The sequence below is a fragment of the Nocardia brasiliensis ATCC 700358 genome, assembly GCF_000250675.2.
GTDB lineage: Bacteria > Actinomycetota > Actinomycetes > Mycobacteriales > Mycobacteriaceae > Nocardia > Nocardia brasiliensis_B.
Window position 1 is genome coordinate 6466644 of record NC_018681.1, and the last position, 16998, is coordinate 6483641.

The 16998-nt window shown below is 68.7% G+C and carries 13 protein-coding genes; 2 read left to right on the plus strand and 11 right to left on the minus strand.

Features of this window, described 5'->3' with window-relative positions; all coding sequences use genetic code 11:
* Positions 1–190 precede the first annotated feature (190 nt).
* The 9 genes from O3I_RS28575 to O3I_RS28615 all read right to left on the minus strand — a co-directional run bounded on the left by O3I_RS28575 (position 191) and on the right by O3I_RS28615 (position 10620).
* Complete coding sequence (locus O3I_RS28575) at positions 191–442, minus strand: hypothetical protein (protein ID WP_014986489.1); 252 nt, start codon at positions 440–442, stop codon at positions 191–193.
* A 750-nt stretch (positions 443–1192) separates the two neighbouring features.
* A complete protein-coding gene (locus O3I_RS28580; protein ID WP_237748145.1) occupies positions 1193–1660 on the minus strand; it encodes a B-4DMT family transporter in 468 nt (155 codons plus the stop codon).
* Positions 1661–1708: 48 nt separating this feature from the next.
* Entirely contained in the window at positions 1709–2971 is a 1263-nt protein-coding gene (locus O3I_RS28585; RefSeq protein WP_014986491.1) for an RNA polymerase sigma factor, read from the minus strand.
* On the minus strand, positions 2968–3360 hold the full coding sequence (locus O3I_RS28590) for a YciI family protein (RefSeq protein WP_014986492.1): 393 nt from the start codon (positions 3358–3360) through the stop codon (positions 2968–2970). Before O3I_RS28590 ends, O3I_RS28585 begins: the two co-directional genes overlap by 4 nt.
* Positions 3361–3449: 89 nt before the next feature.
* Positions 3450–4256: a shikimate dehydrogenase gene (locus O3I_RS28595; RefSeq protein WP_014986493.1), complete on the minus strand. Its 807-nt coding sequence runs from the start codon at positions 4254–4256 to the stop codon at positions 3450–3452.
* Positions 4246–5793, minus strand: coding sequence for an endolytic transglycosylase MltG (locus O3I_RS28600; RefSeq protein WP_041562934.1), 1548 nt, complete (start codon positions 5791–5793; stop codon positions 4246–4248). The genes O3I_RS28595 and O3I_RS28600 overlap by 11 nt, the downstream gene beginning before the upstream one ends.
* On the minus strand, positions 5790–6407 hold the full coding sequence (gene ruvX / locus O3I_RS28605) for a Holliday junction resolvase RuvX (RefSeq protein WP_014986495.1): 618 nt from the start codon (positions 6405–6407) through the stop codon (positions 5790–5792). The genes O3I_RS28600 and ruvX overlap by 4 nt, the downstream gene beginning before the upstream one ends.
* The gene (gene alaS / locus O3I_RS28610; protein WP_014986496.1) at positions 6407–9070 is read right to left on the minus strand and encodes an alanine--tRNA ligase; all 2664 of its coding nucleotides are present in this window, start codon (positions 9068–9070) and stop codon (positions 6407–6409) included. Before alaS ends, ruvX begins: the two co-directional genes overlap by 1 nt.
* Before the next feature lie 203 nt (positions 9071–9273).
* Positions 9274–10620 carry a replication-associated recombination protein A gene (locus O3I_RS28615; RefSeq protein ID WP_014986497.1) on the minus strand — a complete coding sequence of 449 codons (1347 nt, stop codon included), beginning with the start codon at positions 10618–10620 and terminating at the stop codon, positions 9274–9276.
* A 716-nt stretch (positions 10621–11336) separates the two neighbouring features.
* Between O3I_RS28615 and O3I_RS28620 the strand changes: the two genes are divergently transcribed.
* Positions 11337–12983 carry an alkaline phosphatase D family protein gene (locus O3I_RS28620; protein ID WP_041564497.1) on the plus strand — a complete coding sequence of 549 codons (1647 nt, stop codon included), beginning with the start codon at positions 11337–11339 and terminating at the stop codon, positions 12981–12983.
* 780 nt (positions 12984–13763) lie between these two features.
* Here O3I_RS28620 and O3I_RS28625 read toward each other — a convergent pair.
* Together O3I_RS28625 and O3I_RS28630 are read right to left on the minus strand one after the other, a co-directional pair.
* Positions 13764–14045, minus strand: coding sequence for a hypothetical protein (locus O3I_RS28625; RefSeq protein ID WP_014986499.1), 282 nt, complete (start codon positions 14043–14045; stop codon positions 13764–13766).
* 92 nt (positions 14046–14137) lie between these two features.
* Positions 14138–15307 (minus strand): phosphotransferase family protein, encoded by a 1170-nt coding sequence (locus tag O3I_RS28630; protein ID WP_029899096.1) that lies wholly within the window; start codon positions 15305–15307, stop codon positions 14138–14140.
* 341 nt (positions 15308–15648) lie between these two features.
* Here O3I_RS28630 and O3I_RS45065 point away from each other — a divergent pair, with 341 nt between their 5' ends.
* A complete protein-coding gene (locus O3I_RS45065) occupies positions 15649–16980 on the plus strand; it encodes a hypothetical protein (protein WP_167829089.1) in 1332 nt (443 codons plus the stop codon).
* The last annotated feature ends 18 nt before the right edge of the window (positions 16981–16998 follow it).

The window sequence follows — 16998 nt, forward strand, 5'->3', positions numbered from 1 at the left end:
GCAGGCCGAACTGCGCGCGGCAACCAGGGCCGGCTGAGCCGGATTCGCCTGCCGCACAGAGCATTGCCTTCCGCGCACCTATTCGCCGATGACGCAGCGCGCCGATACGTGCGCAGCAACGATGCATCGGGGTCAGATCGCACGAACGGCGCACCTTGATCGAACGGGATGCGCCGTTCGTTGCGCGGACTCAGTAGTTGGAGATCCAGAGGTCGTACCGTCCGTTGCCGTCGTTGCGCGCGACGCACTCGCCCGGCTTCCCCCACTCGTCCTTGTTCTTGAGGCAGTACGACAGGTTGACGTTCGACCCGGAGGGCACGCACACCCAGTTCCAGTGCGGCGCGTTCGACGCGCAACCGTTCTGCGCACTCGCCTGTCCGCCCAGCACGACCGCAGACGCAGCGATCGCCATCGCGGCGGCGGCCCCGATTCGAGTGATCATGAATGTCCTCCCCAGGTGAAATCCGTTGGATGACAACACGTTATCGTCTGCATCACGGTGAAACACGGGGGCTCATCAATGAGGGCACGAAGTTGGCAGCACGTCACCGCTGCCAGAGCGCGCCCCGCGAGCAGAACGTCACGAAGTTGGCAGCACGGCCCGGCAACGCAGCACCCACGCGCAGTACGTCATCGCCGAACGGCACATCGCGCCGGACCCATCAGGGTCGACCAGGCGACTCACGCCTTGGTCAACCGATCACCAGGTACTGGTGGCGGCATCGGCCAAGCGAGAGACCCCCGCCACCATTACCTGGTGATCAACCGTCCAGCTGGAGCTGAGCACACGAGAGCACGACCGCCGGCTTCGGCCGAGCCGCGGCGGCGGTCGCATCTGCCGGGACCGAGGTCGCGTCGGTTCCGCGCGGGGAATGGGTGACACTTTCGAGCGATCACCGCGGACAACCCATCACTCCACGAAGCAGATCACCCCGAGCAGCACACGTACCTTGCACAGTGCACCCGACCACTACGACTCGCGCGGCGCGACGGCGGCGCGGCCGCCGCCGTGCTGGTCGCGCGCTCGCGCTCAGCCACGCCCGCGCTGGTGCTGCGGCATCTGCTCGCCGGCCGCGGTGGTGCTCGCGGTCGGCGCCGCGACATTGTGGCTGCTGCGCAAGCCGCGTGCCGGACGCTTGCGTCGGCCGATTACCGCGAATCAGATCGCCTTCTCGATGCCGACCGCGAAACCTCAGACGCCGGTACTCACCGGCGTCGGCTCGGCGGACGCTTTCGCCGATCGCCGATCGGTCAGTGCGCGCCCGATCCCGACGCCGATCAGGGCGGGGATGAAGACCAGGAGGACGATGAATGCCGCGCCCGCGGTGAGTTCGAAGAGCAGACCGTTGTCGCCGAGGTCGAACTTCGGCAGCCAGTCGAGGATCCAGGCGCCCAGGCCGCTGCCGAGGCCGGCCGCGACCGCGGCCTTCAACCACAGCAGGGTCAGGTCGGTGCCGGTCTCGGGGTTGGGGTTGGCCGTGCGGTCTTTGCGTCCGTCCAGGAAACCCCAGTACACGATGACCGCCAGCAGAACGATCAGGCAGAGCGCCCGCATCCAGACCCCGTGGGTCGGCCAGTACACCATCGCGAACCCGAGCACCGCGCGCAGGAAGACGACCAGCGCGCCGAGCACGATCGCCCGCAACACCCAAGCATTCATGCGCACCACCATAACCCCGCGCCCCACCGAACCAAACTAGAACCGGTATCAGTTTTCTGGCCGGTCGGTCCCGCCTTCCGCACCGAGGCGGCGCATCCGGTCGTTGAGGTAGCGCTGTTCGGGCACGCTGACGGTCAGTCGTGCCGCCTGCCGATAGCTCTCGAGAGCCGCGAGCTCGTCGCCGCTCATTTCGAGCAGGTGCGCGCGCACGGCGTGGGTCCGATGGTGACGGCGCATGGCCGGATCGTCGAGCAACGGCGCGATCAGCGCCAGGCCCCGGTCCGGGCCGAAAGCCATGCCGACGGCCACCGCGCGGTTCAGCGTGACGATCGAACTCGGCGCGACCTGGTCGAGCATGGCGTAAAGGATGCTGATCTGCCGCCAGTCGGTGCTCGCCCAGGTCGGCGCCTCCGCGTGCACCGCGGCGATCGCGGCCTGCAACTGGAACCGCCCGACGTGACCGCGCGGCAGCACCCGCTCCAAAATGCCGACCCCTTCCGCGATCAAGGCCCGGTCCCAGCGGGAACGGTCCTGCTCGGCGAGCGGCACCAGATTGCCGTGGTCGGTCCGGGCCGCTACCCGCGCATGCGTGAGCAGCATCAACGCGAGCGCCCCCGCGACCTCGTCGTGTTCCGGAATGGCGGCGTGCAGTTGCCGGGTGAGGCGAATCGCCTCGTCGGTCAGGCTCGAATCCACCAGTGCGCCACCGGCCGAACGCGTATGCCCCTCGGTGAACAGCAGGTGGCACACGTCCAGCACGGATGCGATGCGCGCGGGCAGCTCCGCCGTGCCGGGCAGTTCGAACACCGCGCCGGCTCCCCGCAGGGTGGACCGTGCTCGCGAGAGCCGTTGCGCCATGGTGCGTTCCGGCACCAGGTAGGCGGCCGCGAGCTGACCGGTGCCGAGGCCGCACACGGCGTGCAAGGTCAACGCGACCTGCGAGGGTCTGCTCAGGCTCGGATGGCAGCAGAGCAGCAACAACCGCATCGTGTCGTCCTCGTCGCCGATCCGCCCCTGATCGGCCGACGGCACGACGTGCGCGTCGCCCGGCTGCGCGACGGCCACCGCCGTTTCCCGCCCCGCCCGCGCCTGGTCCGCCCGCACCCGATCGATCAACCGCCGGGACGCGACCCGGATCAGCCAGCCGCGCGGATGGTCCGGCACACCGTCGCGTTCCCACTGCACCGCGGCCGCCTCGGCCGCCTCCTGGGCGGCGTCTTCGCAGTCGCCGAGATCACCGTGCCTGCGCAGCAGAGCGGCGAGGACGTACGGCGACTCGCGCCGCCACACGTCCGCCACCCGCACGCTCATTCGGTGTCGCTGCCCGGCCACATCATGGGTCGCAATTCGATCGTTTCACCCGGACCGGCGAACTGCGCGGCGATCTCCTCCGCGCGCGCCTGACTCTCCACGTCGATCAGGAAGAACCCGGCGAGGTGCTCTTTGGCTTCCGAGTACGGTCCGTCGGTGGCCAGCGGCGCCCCGTCACCCCACCGGTACAACCGCGACGACTCGGGCGCACCCAGCGCCTCCCCGCCGATCAGTTCCCCCTTCTCCTGCATCTCGCCGAGCAACTTCTCGAAGTCCGAACCCCACCGGTCCCGCTCCTGTTGCGTCATCGACTGATACTCGGGCAGGTAGTCACTCGTCGGATGCCCCCACGGCTGCGGGTTGGAGTGAATCATCACCACGTACTTCATCACGACTCCTTCGACATCACGGATGCGTCCCGCTGACCCATCCTCACTCCGAACGTCGGAGCCGAGAGCGTGCTGTCTACATGGTGCCGCTAGGCCAATGCCGCGGCCATCTCCGCGCGCGGCGCCGGACGGCCGGTGAACTGCTCGACCTGCCCATAGGCCTGGTTCAGCAGCATCTGCAATCCGCTGACCACCGTGTGCCCGGCCCGGGTCACCGCCTCGGCGAGGGGCGTCGGCCACGGGTTGTAGATCGCGTCGAGCACCACGGGCGCGGTCGCGACCGCTTCGGCCACCTGGGCGGCGGCTTCGGCCGGAATCGTGCTCACCACGACGCCCGCGCGCTCGCACAGGCCGGCGAGGGCCGCGGGATCGAACGCGGTCACCGCCGCGTTCATGCCGAGCCGTTCCGCGAGATCCAGTGCGCTGCTTGCCCGTCCGGCGTCGCGAGCGATCACCGTGACGGTCTTCGCGCCGAGTTCGGACAACGCGAGCAGCGCGGGCCGCGCGGTGCCACCGGCCCCGAGCACCACCGCCTCGTCCAGGTCGACCACCCCGCCCCCGCGCAACGCGCCGAGCACGCCGTCCACATCGGTGCAGTCGGCCAGCCAACCGCCGTCCCGCCGGACGAGCGTGTTGGCCGATCCGACCAGCACCGCCCGCTCGGTGCGCTCGTCGGCCCGCGCGAGCGCGGCCTCCTTGCCCGGCATGGTCACCGACAGCCCGACCCATTCGGGGCCGAGCCCGTCGACCAGTCCGGGCAGCTGCTCGGCCGTGCACTCGATGCGCTCGTAACTCCAGTCGAGTCCGAGCGCGCGGTACGCGGCCAGGTGCAGTTGCGGCGAGCGGGAATGCGCGATGGGCTTGCCGAGCACCGCCGCTTTGCGTTCAGCGGCCACTGTCGAGGATTCCGCTCGCCTGGGCCTGCTGGATGTAGCGCTGGTGCTGCTTGTAGTCGTCGGTGAACAGGGTGGTGCCCTGCTTGTCGACGGTCACGAAGTACAGCCACGGACCCACTTCCGGATTCTCCATGGCGCGCAACGCGTTCAGCGAGGGCGCCGAGATCGGCGTCGCGGGCAGACCGGTCTTAGCGTAGGTGTTCCACGGGGTTTCCGCGGCCCGGTCGGCGTCGGTGGTCTGCACCTCGGTGCGGTCCAGCGCGTAGTTCACCGTCGAGTCGAACTGCAGCATCTGCGGCACCCGGAGCCGGTTCACGATCACCCGCGCGACCTTGCCCATGTCCTGCGGCTTGGCCTCGCGTTCGACGAGCGACGCGGCGATCAGCGTCTGGTACGGCGTCAGCTTGGTCTCCCCGCCGGACTGCAGCAGGCCGGTGGATTCGTAGCTCTTGGCGCTCGCGGTGACGACCTGGCGGATCATCTGCTCCGGTGTGCCACTCGGATCGAAATCCAGTGTGCCCGCGGCGATCAAACCCTCCAGCTGCCTGGTGCGATCCGGGCAGTCCTTGACGCCCTGCGCGGCCCAGGACGGCACACCGAGCGCGGCCAGGTCGACGCCCGAGCCCGCGGCCTCGAGTTGTTCGTAGGTCGCGCACTTCTGGTTCGGACCGATGCCGATGCAGCTGGCCTCGGCCATCATCCGGTAGATGCCGTCGGTGCGCCGGTTGGTGCCGACCTCGAACTGGTCGTGTAGCAGCCGTCCCTCGGGGATGACCAGGTTCCCGACCCGGGCCTGCTTACCGACCAGCGCCGCGACCGCCTGCACGGCCGGGCTGCGCGTCGGGATCGCGTAGTAGCCCGGCTGCACCGACTGCATGTTCGAATTGCGCACGGCCGCTTCGATGAACGCGCCGGTGCTCGCGACGATGCCTTTCTCTTTCATGCTCGCCGCGATCTGCTGTGAGGTGTCGCCGTCGTGCACCTGCACCACGGCGATCGGACCCACCGGCCCGGCGAAATCCTCGGGCGGGCCGAGCTTTTCGATCAGTTTCATGCCCGCGAACACCGCGGCGCCCGCGAACAGCACCACGAAGACGCCGGCCACCAGCCACATCGTCCGCCTGCGCCGCTTGCGCTCCTGCGCTTTACGCGAGGCCGCGCGGGAGCGCTTGCCGCGCTGCGCGCCGCGCGAGCGGCGGGGGCTCTCTTCCGCCTCGTCGTCGTCCTCGTGCCGGGCCGCTTCCCGGCGACCGGCGCGCGTACGCTGGCCGGCCCGGCGCTCCGCGTCGGCACGAGGCCGCGCGCGGGGGCGCGGGGCGGGCTCGGGCGGGTCCATGTCGTCGGTGTAGCGCGGGATGACGGTGGTGTCGTCCTCGTAGTCGTCCCAGTCGTCCTGCTCTCGACCGACCACCCGGTTCGTTCTGGCGTGCGTGTCTCTGCTGTTCTGCCCACCCCAGGCTCGGTCGTCCCGCCGGTAACGCCGATCAGCTTCGCGCTGTCGGTACCGTTCCTCGGCCCGCGCCCATCGATCCGTCATGCATCGTCCTCCGACGACGCAGGAGCGGACCCTGCGGCGCGCCCGACAGCCTCAGGACGCACCGCTTCACCCGACCTCAACACCGCACTCCGTTCGTCCAACCATCCTTGCAGGATCGAGACGGCCGCCGCCTGATCGATCACCTGCCGCTGGCCACGCGCGCGAACTCCACTGTCCCGCAATGCACGTGCAGCTGACACCGTAGTCAAACGTTCGTCGGAAAGCCGTATAGGCACCGGCGACACGGCGGCCCGCAATTGCTCCGCGAATGCGGTGGCAATGGTAGCGGCACTGCCTTTCTCCCCGCGCAATGTTCGCGGGAGCCCGACGATCACCTCGACGGCCTCGTACTCCCGCACAATTTCAGCAATTCTGGAAATATCGCTTCCGGGCCCGCCGTGTTTGCCACCGCGCGCGTTCGGCTTGGCGCGCGGCACGGTCTCCACCGGCGTGGCGAGGATGCCGTCCGGGTCGCTGGAGGCGACACCGATGCGGACGCTGCCGACATCGATGGCGATTCGCCGGCCGCGCCCGGGATCGGTGTCCGGATGGGGCCGGTCGGCGTCGGTGCCCGCCGCCCGGCCTTCTCCTGCGGAATCGCTCGGCGATGCCATCACTGGGTGAGTTCGGCCACCCGGGCGCGGACCGCGGCCAAGCCGGTCGGGATGCCCGACGGATCCGACCCGGCACCTTGGGCCATCTCGGGCTTGCCGCCGCCACGTCCGGCGATGCTCGGCCCGAAGGCGGCCACCAGATCGCCGGCCTTGAACCCGAGATCCTGCGCACCCTGGTTGACGGTCACCACGAACGGCACCTTGCCGTCGGCATTACCGAGCAGCACCACCACGGCGGGCACAGTACCGAACCTGCCGCGAATGTCGGTGGCCAGCGTGCGCAGATCACCGGCGGGCACACCCTCGGGCGCGGCGACCGCGACGAGCAGCACGGCACCGATCCGCTCGGCCTCCTCCACGAACTTCCCGGCCGACGACAGCACGGCGGCCGTCTTGGTGCGCTCGAGTTCCTTCTCGGCCACCTTGAGCCGCTCCACCAGCTGCTCGACCCGGGCGGGCACCTCATCCGACGGCACCTTCAGCGACGCGGCCACACCGGCCAGCAGCGCCCGCTCCTTGGCCAGATACTGATAGGAATCCAGGCCGACGAAAGCTTCCACGCGCCGGATACCGGAACCGACCGACGACTCACCGAGCACCGTGATCGGGCCGATCTGCGAGGAATGCTGCACGTGCGTACCACCACACAACTCCATCGAGAACGGGCCGCCGATCTCCACGACACGCACCTCGTCGCCGTAGTTCTCGCCGAAGAGCGCCATCGCGCCCATCTCCTTGGCCTTGGTCAGGTCGGTGACGAAGGTGTTCACCGGGAAGTCCGCGCCGACCGCGTCGTTGGACACGGCCTCGATCTCGGACTTCTGCTGCTCGGAAAGCTGCCCCTGCCAGTTGAAGTCGAAACGCAGATAGCCGGGCTTGTTCAGCGAACCGGCCTGCACCGCGTTCGGGCCGAGGATCTGCCGCAACGCGGCATGCACCATGTGCGTACCGGAGTGGCCCTGGGTGGCACCGCGTCGCCACGCCGGATCCGCTTGCGCGAGAACGACATCGCCCTCGGTGATCTGGCCCTGCTCGACCGTGGCCTTGTGCACCCAGACCTTCTTGGCGATCTTCTGCACATCGTTGACGGTCAGCTTCAGGCCCGCAGCGGTGATGGAGCCGCGGTCGGCGATCTGGCCGCCGGACTCGGCGTAGAGCGGGCTGCGATCGAGGATCACCTCGACGTCCTGACCGGCCTGCGCGACCGGCACCCGGACGCCGTCGGCGATCAGGGCCAGCACGTGCGCCTCGGAGGTCAGCTCGTCGAAACCGGTGAACTCGGTGGCACCGCGATCGACCAGCTCCTTGTAGACCGACAGATCGGCGTGCGCGTGCTTACGGGCCTGCGCGTCGTCCTTGGCACGCTTGCGCTGCTCGGCCATCAGCGACCGGAAGCCGTCCTCGTCCACCGACAGACCCGCCTCGGCGGCCATCTCCAAGGTGAGGTCGATCGGGAAGCCGTAGGTGTCGTGCAGGGTGAACGCGTCCGAACCCGCGATCGTGCTGCTGCCCTTGGCTTTCACCGCGGCGGCCGTGTTGTCGAACAGCGTCGAGCCGGTGTTCAGCGTCTTGAGGAAGGCGGTCTCCTCGCCCACCGCGACCGTCTCGATGCGCCGGAAATCGGTGGCGAGCTCCGGGTAGGACGGCGACATCAGATCGCTCACGACCTTCATGAACTCGCCCATCACCGGCTTCTCCGCGCCCAGCAGCCGGGCCGAACGCACGATCCTGCGCAGCAGGCGGCGCAGCACGTAGCCGCGGCCGTCATTGCCGGGATTGACGCCGTCGGCGATCAGCATCGCGCCGGTGCGGGCGTGATCGGCGATCACCCGGAAGCGCACGTCGTCCTCGTGCGTCACGCCGTAGGACCGGCCGGTCAGCTCCTCGGCCTTGTCGATGATCGGGCGCAGCAGGTCGGTCTCGTAGACGTTGTCCACGCCCTGCAGCAGGAACGCCACGCGCTCGACGCCCATGCCGGTGTCGATGTTCTTGCGCGGCAGCGGGCCGAGGATCTCGTAGTCGTCCTTGCTGGTGCCCGCGCCACGCTCGTTCTGCATGAAGACGAGGTTCCAGATTTCGATGTAGCGGTCCTCGTCGGCCTCAGGGCCGCCCTCGACGCCGTACTCCGGGCCGCGGTCGAAATAGATCTCCGAGCACGGGCCGCACGGGCCGGGGATACCCATCGACCAGTAGTTGTCGGCCATGCCGCGCCGCTGGATGCGGTCGGCGGGCACGCCGATCTCCAGCCAGATCTGCTCGGCCTCGTCGTCATCGAGGTAGACGGTGGCCCACAGCCGCTGCGGGTCGAACCCGAAACCGCCGTCCTCGACGCTGTTGGTCAGCAACGACCAGGCGAAGGTGATGGCCTCGCGCTTGAAGTAGTCGCCGAAGCTGAAGTTGCCCGCCATCTGGAAGAAGGTGTTGTGCCGCGTCGTCACGCCGACGTTCTCGATATCGCCGGTGCGCACACACTTCTGCACGCTGGTCGCGGTCGCATACGGCGGAGTCTGCTGACCGAGGAAAAAGGGGACGAACTGGACCATGCCTGCGTTGACGAACAGCAGGTTCGGGTCGGCCAGGATCAGCGAGGCACTGGGCACCTCGGTGTGTCCGGCACGGACGAAATGGTCCAGGAAGCGCCGTCGAATCTCGTGGGTCTGCACAGATATCCAGCCTACCGGTGCGGTGCACGCGGTTTTTCATCGACTGGGGTGCTGCGCGCCACCCGGGAAGTCGGTCGAATGATCGGGTGCGCCCGGGTCTGGTCGGCGAGCGCCGAGACCTACTCGGTGGCGGCCGTGTCTCGACCGACGGCGGCACTCCCGTGCGGGGACGGCAACGCCTTCGCTACGGCCGGTTCGCCGCCCTACCGACCGCGGATGATGCGGCGCAGTTTGTCCACGCGCGGGCCGACCTCGCGTTCGTGGCCGTGGTCGGTGGCCTGGTAGTAGTCGACGCCGACCAGTTCGTCCGGCGGGTACTGCTGGGCGAGCACGCCGTCCTTGTTGTCGTGCGGGTACCGGTAGCCCTGGGCGTTGCCGAGTTTCGCCGCGCCTGCGTAGTGCCCGTCGCGCAGGTGCGGCGGGACCGCTCCCGCCTTACCCGCCGCGACATCGGCCATCGCGGCGCCGATCGCGGCGACCACCGCACCCGACTTCGGCGCGCTCGCCAGATGAATAGTGGCCTGCGCCAAGGCAAGCCGCCCCTCGGGCAGACCGACCAGCTGGACCACCTGTGCGGCCGCGGTAGCGGTCTGCAATGCCATCGGATCGGCCATGCCGATGTCTTCGCTGGCGTGGATCATCAGCCGGCGCGCGATGAAGCGCGGGTCCTCCCCCGCCGTGAGCATCCGCGCCAGATAGTGCAGCGCGGCATCGACATCGGACCCGCGGATGGACTTGATGAAGGCGCTGATCACGTCATAGTGCTGGTCGCCCGCGCGGTCGTAACGGACGGCGGCCTTGTCCACGCTGGCCTCGACCAGTTCGACGCCGACCGTGCCGTCGAGCGAGGATTCCGCCGAGGCCTCCAGCGCGGTGAGCGCGCGCCGGGCGTCACCACCCGCGATGCGGACGATGTGGTCCAGCGCCTCGTCGGAGACCGTGTACTGATCGTCGAGGCCACGCGGATCCTGGATGGCCCGCCGCAACACCTGCCGGATGTCGTCCTCGGTGAGCGACTGCAGCTGCAACACCAGCGAGCGGGACAGCAGGGGCGACACCACGGAAAACGAGGGGTTTTCGGTGGTCGCGCCGACCAGCAGCACGATCCGGTTCTCCACCGCGGCGAGCAGTGCGTCCTGCTGAGTCTTCGAGAAGCGGTGGACCTCATCGATGAACAGCACGGTCTGCTCGCCCACCGACAGCCTGCGCCGCGCCACATCGATCACCGCGCGCACTTCTTTGACACCCGCCGACAACGCCGACAGCGCCTCGAACCGCCGCCCGGTGGAATGCGAGATCAGCGACGCGAGCGTCGTCTTACCCGTGCCGGGCGGACCGTACAGCAGCACCGAAGCCGCCCCCGATCCCTCGACCAGCCTGCGCAGCGGCGAGCCCGGTCCGAGCAGGTGCTGCTGCCCGACCACCTCGTCCAACGAGGCAGGCCGCATCCGTACCGCCAGCGGGGCCCCGGCGTCCCGGCGCACCACGGTATCGATGCTGTGCTCGGCAGGCACGTCACCTCCGGGCACGTCGAACAAGCCATCGCTCACGACTGTGCCTCGCTGACACGCGGCCCCGTCGCGAGCGATACACCGCCGCGTCCCCGGTTCGCTCGCAGAAGCTCACTCACATTTCCCAACGTTACCCAGCCACACCGACAACCCCGCACACCAGCCGAACGCACCACCGCGCCCGACCGCCCGTCAGCGCAGTACCACCCATCAGCCGGACGCCCGTCAGTGTCCGACCGCCCATCAGCGCGTCGGACCGCCCATCAGCGTCGGACCGCCCGCAGCCGGACCGTCGGCCAGCCCCCGGATCAGCGGCCTGCCGGACGCGCACGACAGCGCGTGCACAACCTGGGCAACAGATCAGGAGGAACTGTTGGCGGACACCTCTCGACCGATGCCGCCACCATTTCCCCCTGATCACACGACCTATTCCGGCCGCCGCCAGGTGGCGACGCCGCAACGGCGGTGCGCGCGATCCAGCGCCCGAATTCCCAGTGGCGGCCCGCTATCCGTCGCCACGAAGACGGACAACCACCAGCACCGCTGCTGGTCAGATGATCACCAGGTAATGGTGGCGGACACCTCGACCGATGCCACCCACCATTACCTGGTGATCATGCGACCAGGTGGCGGACCCGCGTCGCGGATGAGCTCCACGGACTCTCCGCACGGCACGGCGGTTCTGGGCGCGTTTCGGCGAGCCGATTTGCGCGGGGCTCGTGGATCGGATGTGATCAATACTCGTGGCTGAAAACGTGACTGTTTCAGATTCTGTGCAGCTCGGACCCATTGCGCGCCGCACCCTGCTCAAGGGTGGTGCGGCGGTGGCGGCCACCGCGACGGCGGTCTTCGCCGCCGGTCCCGCTGCGGCCGCCGCGCCGGTGTTCCGGCACGGCGTTGCCTCGGGTGATCCGCTGCCGGACGGCGTCATCCTGTGGACCAGGGTCACCGTGTCCGAGGACGCCGCGCCCGGGTCGGGCGTGGGCGAACCGACGAATGTGCGCTGGGAGATTTCCACCGACGAGGGGTTCTCCACTATCACCGCCTCCGGAACCGTCACTGCCGCAGCGTCTTCCGATCACACCGTCAAGGTCGACGTCTCCGGCCTCGCCCCGGGCACCGACTACTTCTACCGGTTCAGCGCGCTCGCCGAGACCTCGCCGGTGGGCCTGACCAGGACCGCACCGGCCACGTCGGCCACCGTGGAGCGCCTGCGGTTCGGCGTCGTGTCGTGCGCCAACTGGGAGGCGGGCTACTTCGGCGCGTACCGGCACCTGGCCGCGCGCGCCGACCTCGACGCCATCGTTCACCTGGGCGACTACATCTACGAATACGGTCGCGGAAAGTACGGCGGCCGCAACGGGACCGTGCGCCCGCACGACCCGGCGAACGAGACGGTCACGCTGGCCGACTACCGAATTCGGCACGCGCAGTACAAGACCGACCCGGATCTGCTGGCGTTGCACGCATTGCTCCCTTTCATCTGCACCTGGGACGATCACGAATCCGCCGACAACTCGTGGTCCGGCGGCGCGGGCAACCACGATCCGGTCACCGAGGGCAATTGGGCCGACCGCAAGGCCGCCTCCGCGCAGGCCTACCTGGAGTGGATGCCGGTGCGCGCCAAGGGCTCCGGCGCCGAGGTGCAGATCTATCGCCGACTGCGCTTCGGCACCCTGGCCGAGTTGTCCATGCTCGATCTGCGCAGCTATCGCGATCAAGAGGCGAAGCCGGGCGCGGGCTGGCGCGAGGCGGACAACCCGGCGCGCACGATCACCGGCAAGGCCCAAATGGATTGGCTCACCGCCGGTTTGGCGTCCGCACCGGTGCAGTGGAAGCTCGTCGGCAATTCGGTGATGATCGCGCCGCTGGTCTTCCCGCCGCTGGAACCGGCCACCACCGCGGCCATCACCGGCACCCTCGGCGTGCCGCAGTCCGGCGTCATCGTGAACGGCGACCAGTGGGACGGGTACACCGCGGACCGGCAGCGGCTGTTCCGCGCGATCACCGAACAGCAGGTCGGCGACGTGGTGTTCCTGACCGGCGACATCCATTCCTCCTGGGCCGCAGACCTTCCCGTCGATGCCGCCAACTATCCCGGCGGTCCCACCGTCGGCGCGGAGTTCGTCGTCCCCTCGGTCACCTCGACCAGTGTCGGCGATCTACTGAAGGTGAATTCCGCTCCGATCGCCGAGTCGATCAAGGGCGTGAACCACCACATGCGCTACGTGGAACTGGATTCGCACGGCTACGGAGTACTGGAAATCACCCCCGCCCAATCCCAAATGGACTGGTTCTACCTCCTCGACGTAGCGGACCCGAATTCCGCAGTCCGCCACGCCACCTCACTCGCCGTCCCCACCGGCGGCCGCCTGGAACCCCGCCCCTCCCCTATCACCTGAGGGTCGACCATCCGCCCTCCGAGCGCGACCGCTGCGAACCACCATGCACCCGAACGACGCGGGATGCGGGCTAGCCGCCAGAGCCAGACCGCCACGAGCCACAACCTATGGAGGCGAACGCCGCGGAGATATGGGCTAGTCGCTGGAACCAGACCCGTCCACCCGTCCGAGAGCGACCGCCGCGAAACACCATGGATGTGAACGACGGGGAATGCGGGCTGGCCGCTGGAACCGGACCAGACAACCGCCGCAAGCCACCAACTGCGGAGGCGAACGCCGCGGAGATACGGGCTAGCCGGGGGAGCCAGGCTCGGCAACCGCCGCGAACCGCGGCGGACGACGCTGCCGACTCGCGACTCACTTGACGGTGCGGCTACGCGGCGCGTGTCCGACGGCCGTGTGCCTGTGTGATCGAGCAGAGTTGCGCGTCGACGGTGCTATTCGCCGCCTCCGCCGCCTCCGCCTCCGCCGCAACCACCACCTCCACCTCCGCAGCTGCCGCCGTCCCCTCCGCTGCACCCGCCGCCGATGCCGATTCCTGCGCTGCCGAGGGCCCACCAGCGGGCGTCTTTCTTGCGGAGACGGCGGTTTCGCCGGCCTCGCCGGTAGTCGCCGCTCAGGGCGCTGCCTGCGGCGCGGGCGCGGGTCATGGAGTCGCCGGAGTCGATTCGGTGGGCGCTGCGTCGGCGCAGCACCAGCACGATCGCTACTGAAATCAGCGCTAGGACGACGATTCCCACCACTACATAGATCATCGGGCTGTTCCTCTCACAAACACGTTCACAGTCCCCCGCCCCCGCAACCCCCGCCGCCGGATCCACCGAGATCGGTGCCCGCACCGCCCATGGTTTTGTCGGCGAAGTCTTTCTTCTTGCGGCGGCGGCGATTTCGGCTGCTCATGTAGCCCCCGCTCAGCGCGCTACCACTGCGCCGGGCGCGGGTGAGGGCATCTTCGGCAGCCGCTCGGCGCCGCGCCCGTCCGCGCGCTACCAGCGCCGCCGCGGCCGCACCGACCGCGAGCACGACAGCAACAACGATGACAATCAGCAGGACATCGCTCATCGGGCTACCTCTTTCCCCACCCTGGTGAACAGCTCAGGATACGGTGAGACAGCAGCTCTCGGAAACCCTCAATTATGTGGTGGCCGTTGGGTTTACTCGGACCAGCGCTCTTCCAGCATGGCCGACACGTCCTCGGCGAAGTCGCCGATGATGTCGTCGCCGGTGCACCGTGCGTCTTCGGCGAGCGCGGCCCAGCGGTTGATCAGCGCTTCCGAGCGCGGCACGGACAGTCCGTGTTCGCGGGCGGCGGCGATGCGCGCGTGGTCAGCAGGCAGGAACCAATAGGTCGACAGCCAGACCCAGATGAGCCGAGCCTCGAGGATGCGTTCCGACAGCAACTCGTCGTCGGCCAGCGCCGGCCACACGCCGACGACCTCGGACCGCCACGCCTCGACCATCTGACTGGCCCGTTCCCGGGACAGCTCGAAATCGCAGAGGCAGCCGGGGAACGAGACCAGCGCGTAGGCGATGTCGAGTGTGGCGTCGCGGAAACCGCCCCACTCGTAGTCCAGGAAGCGAGCGCCCTCTTCGTTGAGGATGACGTTGTCGGGGCACAGGTCCGACGGGCTGAACGCGCGGAACCGCCCCGCAGAGAACAACCGGTTACCGCGCACGATGCGCTCGGCGATCTCGCCGGGCACCTCGATGCCGAGTTCGCGCTGTAATAGGCCGGGCACCTCGGCGATCGCCGATTCGGCCTGCTGCGCGATGCCGTCGACCCGGTGCACCACGTCGACCCGGCGCAGCAGCGCGACGAAATCGGCCTCGCGGCCGACCGTGGCGGCGTGCATCCGGCCGAGCGCCTGCGCGAACGCCATCAGCGCGTTCCTGGTCGCGGGTTCGGCGCCGGACTGCAGCACCTGCGTGAGTAGCGAATTCTCGCCGAGGTCGCTGAGGATGAGCAACCGTTCCGGCAAGCTGTGCGCGATCAGGTAGGCACCGGGCCGGTGTTCCCGGCTCAAGGCGGTGGTGAACTGATACGACACGGCTTCACGGAGGAACGCGGAGTCGATGCTGGCGACTCCGGGGGCAAGACCACCCGTGGTGCGGTCCTGAGCGTGTCCGCGAACCTGTTTGACGATGAGGGTGCGCGGCAACGAGAAGGCGTTTTCCGCAACACGCACACGGAGAACCGTCGTTCTACCACTACCGCTGAGTTCGATCGGATCGCTCAGCTTTACCGGAGCACCCATTCGCTTTGTGAGCAACTGTTGCGCTGCGGACACGACTTCGGCGGCGCGTTCGGCCAATAGTGCGGTCATCGCCATTCAAGTTACTCGCATCGGGTCACTTCTAGCGAGCGGTTACACAACCTTTCCGCGTCGTTCGGCGTGTCTCGCTCGAGGTTACCGAACGCGGGCTCGTTGCTTGACACCATTGCACCCGTCAGGTTTTCTCATCGTCAACTGCTCTGCGCCACACCGCAAACCAGTTGAGTGGAAAGGTCTATGGCATGACCGGCACACCGCCTCCCCCGCCCCGCGAATCCACTGGCGACGCTCCCGATCACGGAGACGACGAGCGCCGCGCAGCGCGGTCCGGCCAACACGAAAGTCCCATTCCGCCGCCCGCGGAACCGAGCGCCGGACATGGCAGGCACGAGATGGCAGGGCCCGCCGGGTACCCGCAGTTCGAGGGCCCGGGCGCGGCGCAGTACGGCAGCGAACCGGTCGAATCCGCGCCGCCGATGCCGCCTCGGCAACAGCCCAGCTACGAGTCGGGCGGTGCGTCGCCGCAGCAGTCGAGCCACGATCCGGCGGAACCGTCCGCGCAGCCGAGTTACGCGCCGCCACCTGGTACGCCGGCACAGCAATCCGCACAGTCGAGTTATGCGCCAACCGGAATGCCCCCGCAGCAATCCGAGCAGTCGGGTTACGCGCCGTCCGGAACGCCCTCGCAGCAATCCGGGCAACCGGGCTACGCGCCCTCCGGAACACCCCCGAAGCAGTCCGCGCAACCGGGCTACGCACCACCTGGAACGCCCTCGCAGCAATCCGGGCAACCGGGCTACGCGCCCTCCGGAACACCCCCGCAGCAGTCCGCGCAACCGGGATACGCACCACCTGGAACGCCCCCGCAGGAGCCGGGTTACGGTCCGTCGGGACCGCCGCCGCAACAGACCCCGCAACCGAGCTACGGCCCACCCGGAACGCCCTCACCGCAGCCTGTGGAACCCAGTTACGGCCCGCCTGGAACCGGTACGCCGTACGGGCCGCCGGATCAGTACGCGGCCCAGCCCGGTATGGCGCCGCCGCCCGGCGCACTGCCGCCCGACCAGCCGGTCTACGGATATCAGCAGGCTGCGACCGCACCCGGTACGCTCGATGTCGGCCAGGCGCTCAGCTACGGCTGGGAGCGGTTCCGCTCGAATTTCGGCCCGTGGCTGGCCGTCGTAGCCTGTGGCCTGGTCATCTATCTGGCATTCGTGGTGATCGTGCAGCTGACGAACCCGACGTCGATGCTGCCGCTGCTGCTCGTCTTCCTCGCGGTACTCGCGGGCGTGTGGCTGCTCCAGGCGGCGATGGTGCGCGGCGCACTGTACGAAACCGACGGCACCAAGCCATCTTTCGGCTCGTACTTCCGTTTCGTGAATGCGGGCAACGTGCTGCTCACCGCATTGCTCGCGTTCGCGTTGACCTGCATCGCGTCCGCCGCCTGCCTGCTGCCGGGTCTGGTCGTCGGCATCCTGTGCATGTTCTCGCTGCATTTCGTCGTCGACCAGAACGAGGGACCGTTCGAGGCGATCAAGTCCAGTGCGATGCTGGTGATCGCGAACATCTGGCCGGTGCTGCTGCTCACCCTGTCGGTGCTGCTGGTGACGTTCGTCGGCGCGCTGCTCTGCGGTCTCGGATTGCTGATCGCGGGTCCGGTTTCAGTCATCGCCGTCACCTACGCCTACCGCACCCTCACCGGCGGTGTCGTCGCCGCGCTCTGATCCCGCAGTGTCCCCGCG

Coding starts and splice junctions, on each gene's coding strand:
- O3I_RS28575 (WP_014986489.1), bottom strand. CDS start 442: ATGATCACTCGAATCGGGGCCGCCGCCGCGATGGCGATCGCTGCGTCT.
- O3I_RS28580 (WP_237748145.1), bottom strand. CDS start 1,660: ATGAATGCTTGGGTGTTGCGGGCGATCGTGCTCGGCGCGCTGGTCGTC.
- O3I_RS28585 (WP_014986491.1), bottom strand. CDS start 2,971: ATGAGCGTGCGGGTGGCGGACGTGTGGCGGCGCGAGTCGCCGTACGTC.
- O3I_RS28590 (WP_014986492.1), bottom strand. CDS start 3,360: ATGAAGTACGTGGTGATGATTCACTCCAACCCGCAGCCGTGGGGGCAT.
- O3I_RS28600 (WP_041562934.1), bottom strand. CDS start 5,793: ATGACGGATCGATGGGCGCGGGCCGAGGAACGGTACCGACAGCGCGAA.
- ruvX (WP_014986495.1), bottom strand. CDS start 6,407: ATGGCATCGCCGAGCGATTCCGCAGGAGAAGGCCGGGCGGCGGGCACC.
- O3I_RS28625 (WP_014986499.1), bottom strand. CDS start 14,045: ATGAGCGATGTCCTGCTGATTGTCATCGTTGTTGCTGTCGTGCTCGCG.
- O3I_RS28630 (WP_029899096.1), bottom strand. CDS start 15,307: ATGACCGCACTATTGGCCGAACGCGCCGCCGAAGTCGTGTCCGCAGCG.
- O3I_RS45065 (WP_167829089.1), top strand. CDS start 15,649: ATGGCAGGGCCCGCCGGGTACCCGCAGTTCGAGGGCCCGGGCGCGGCG.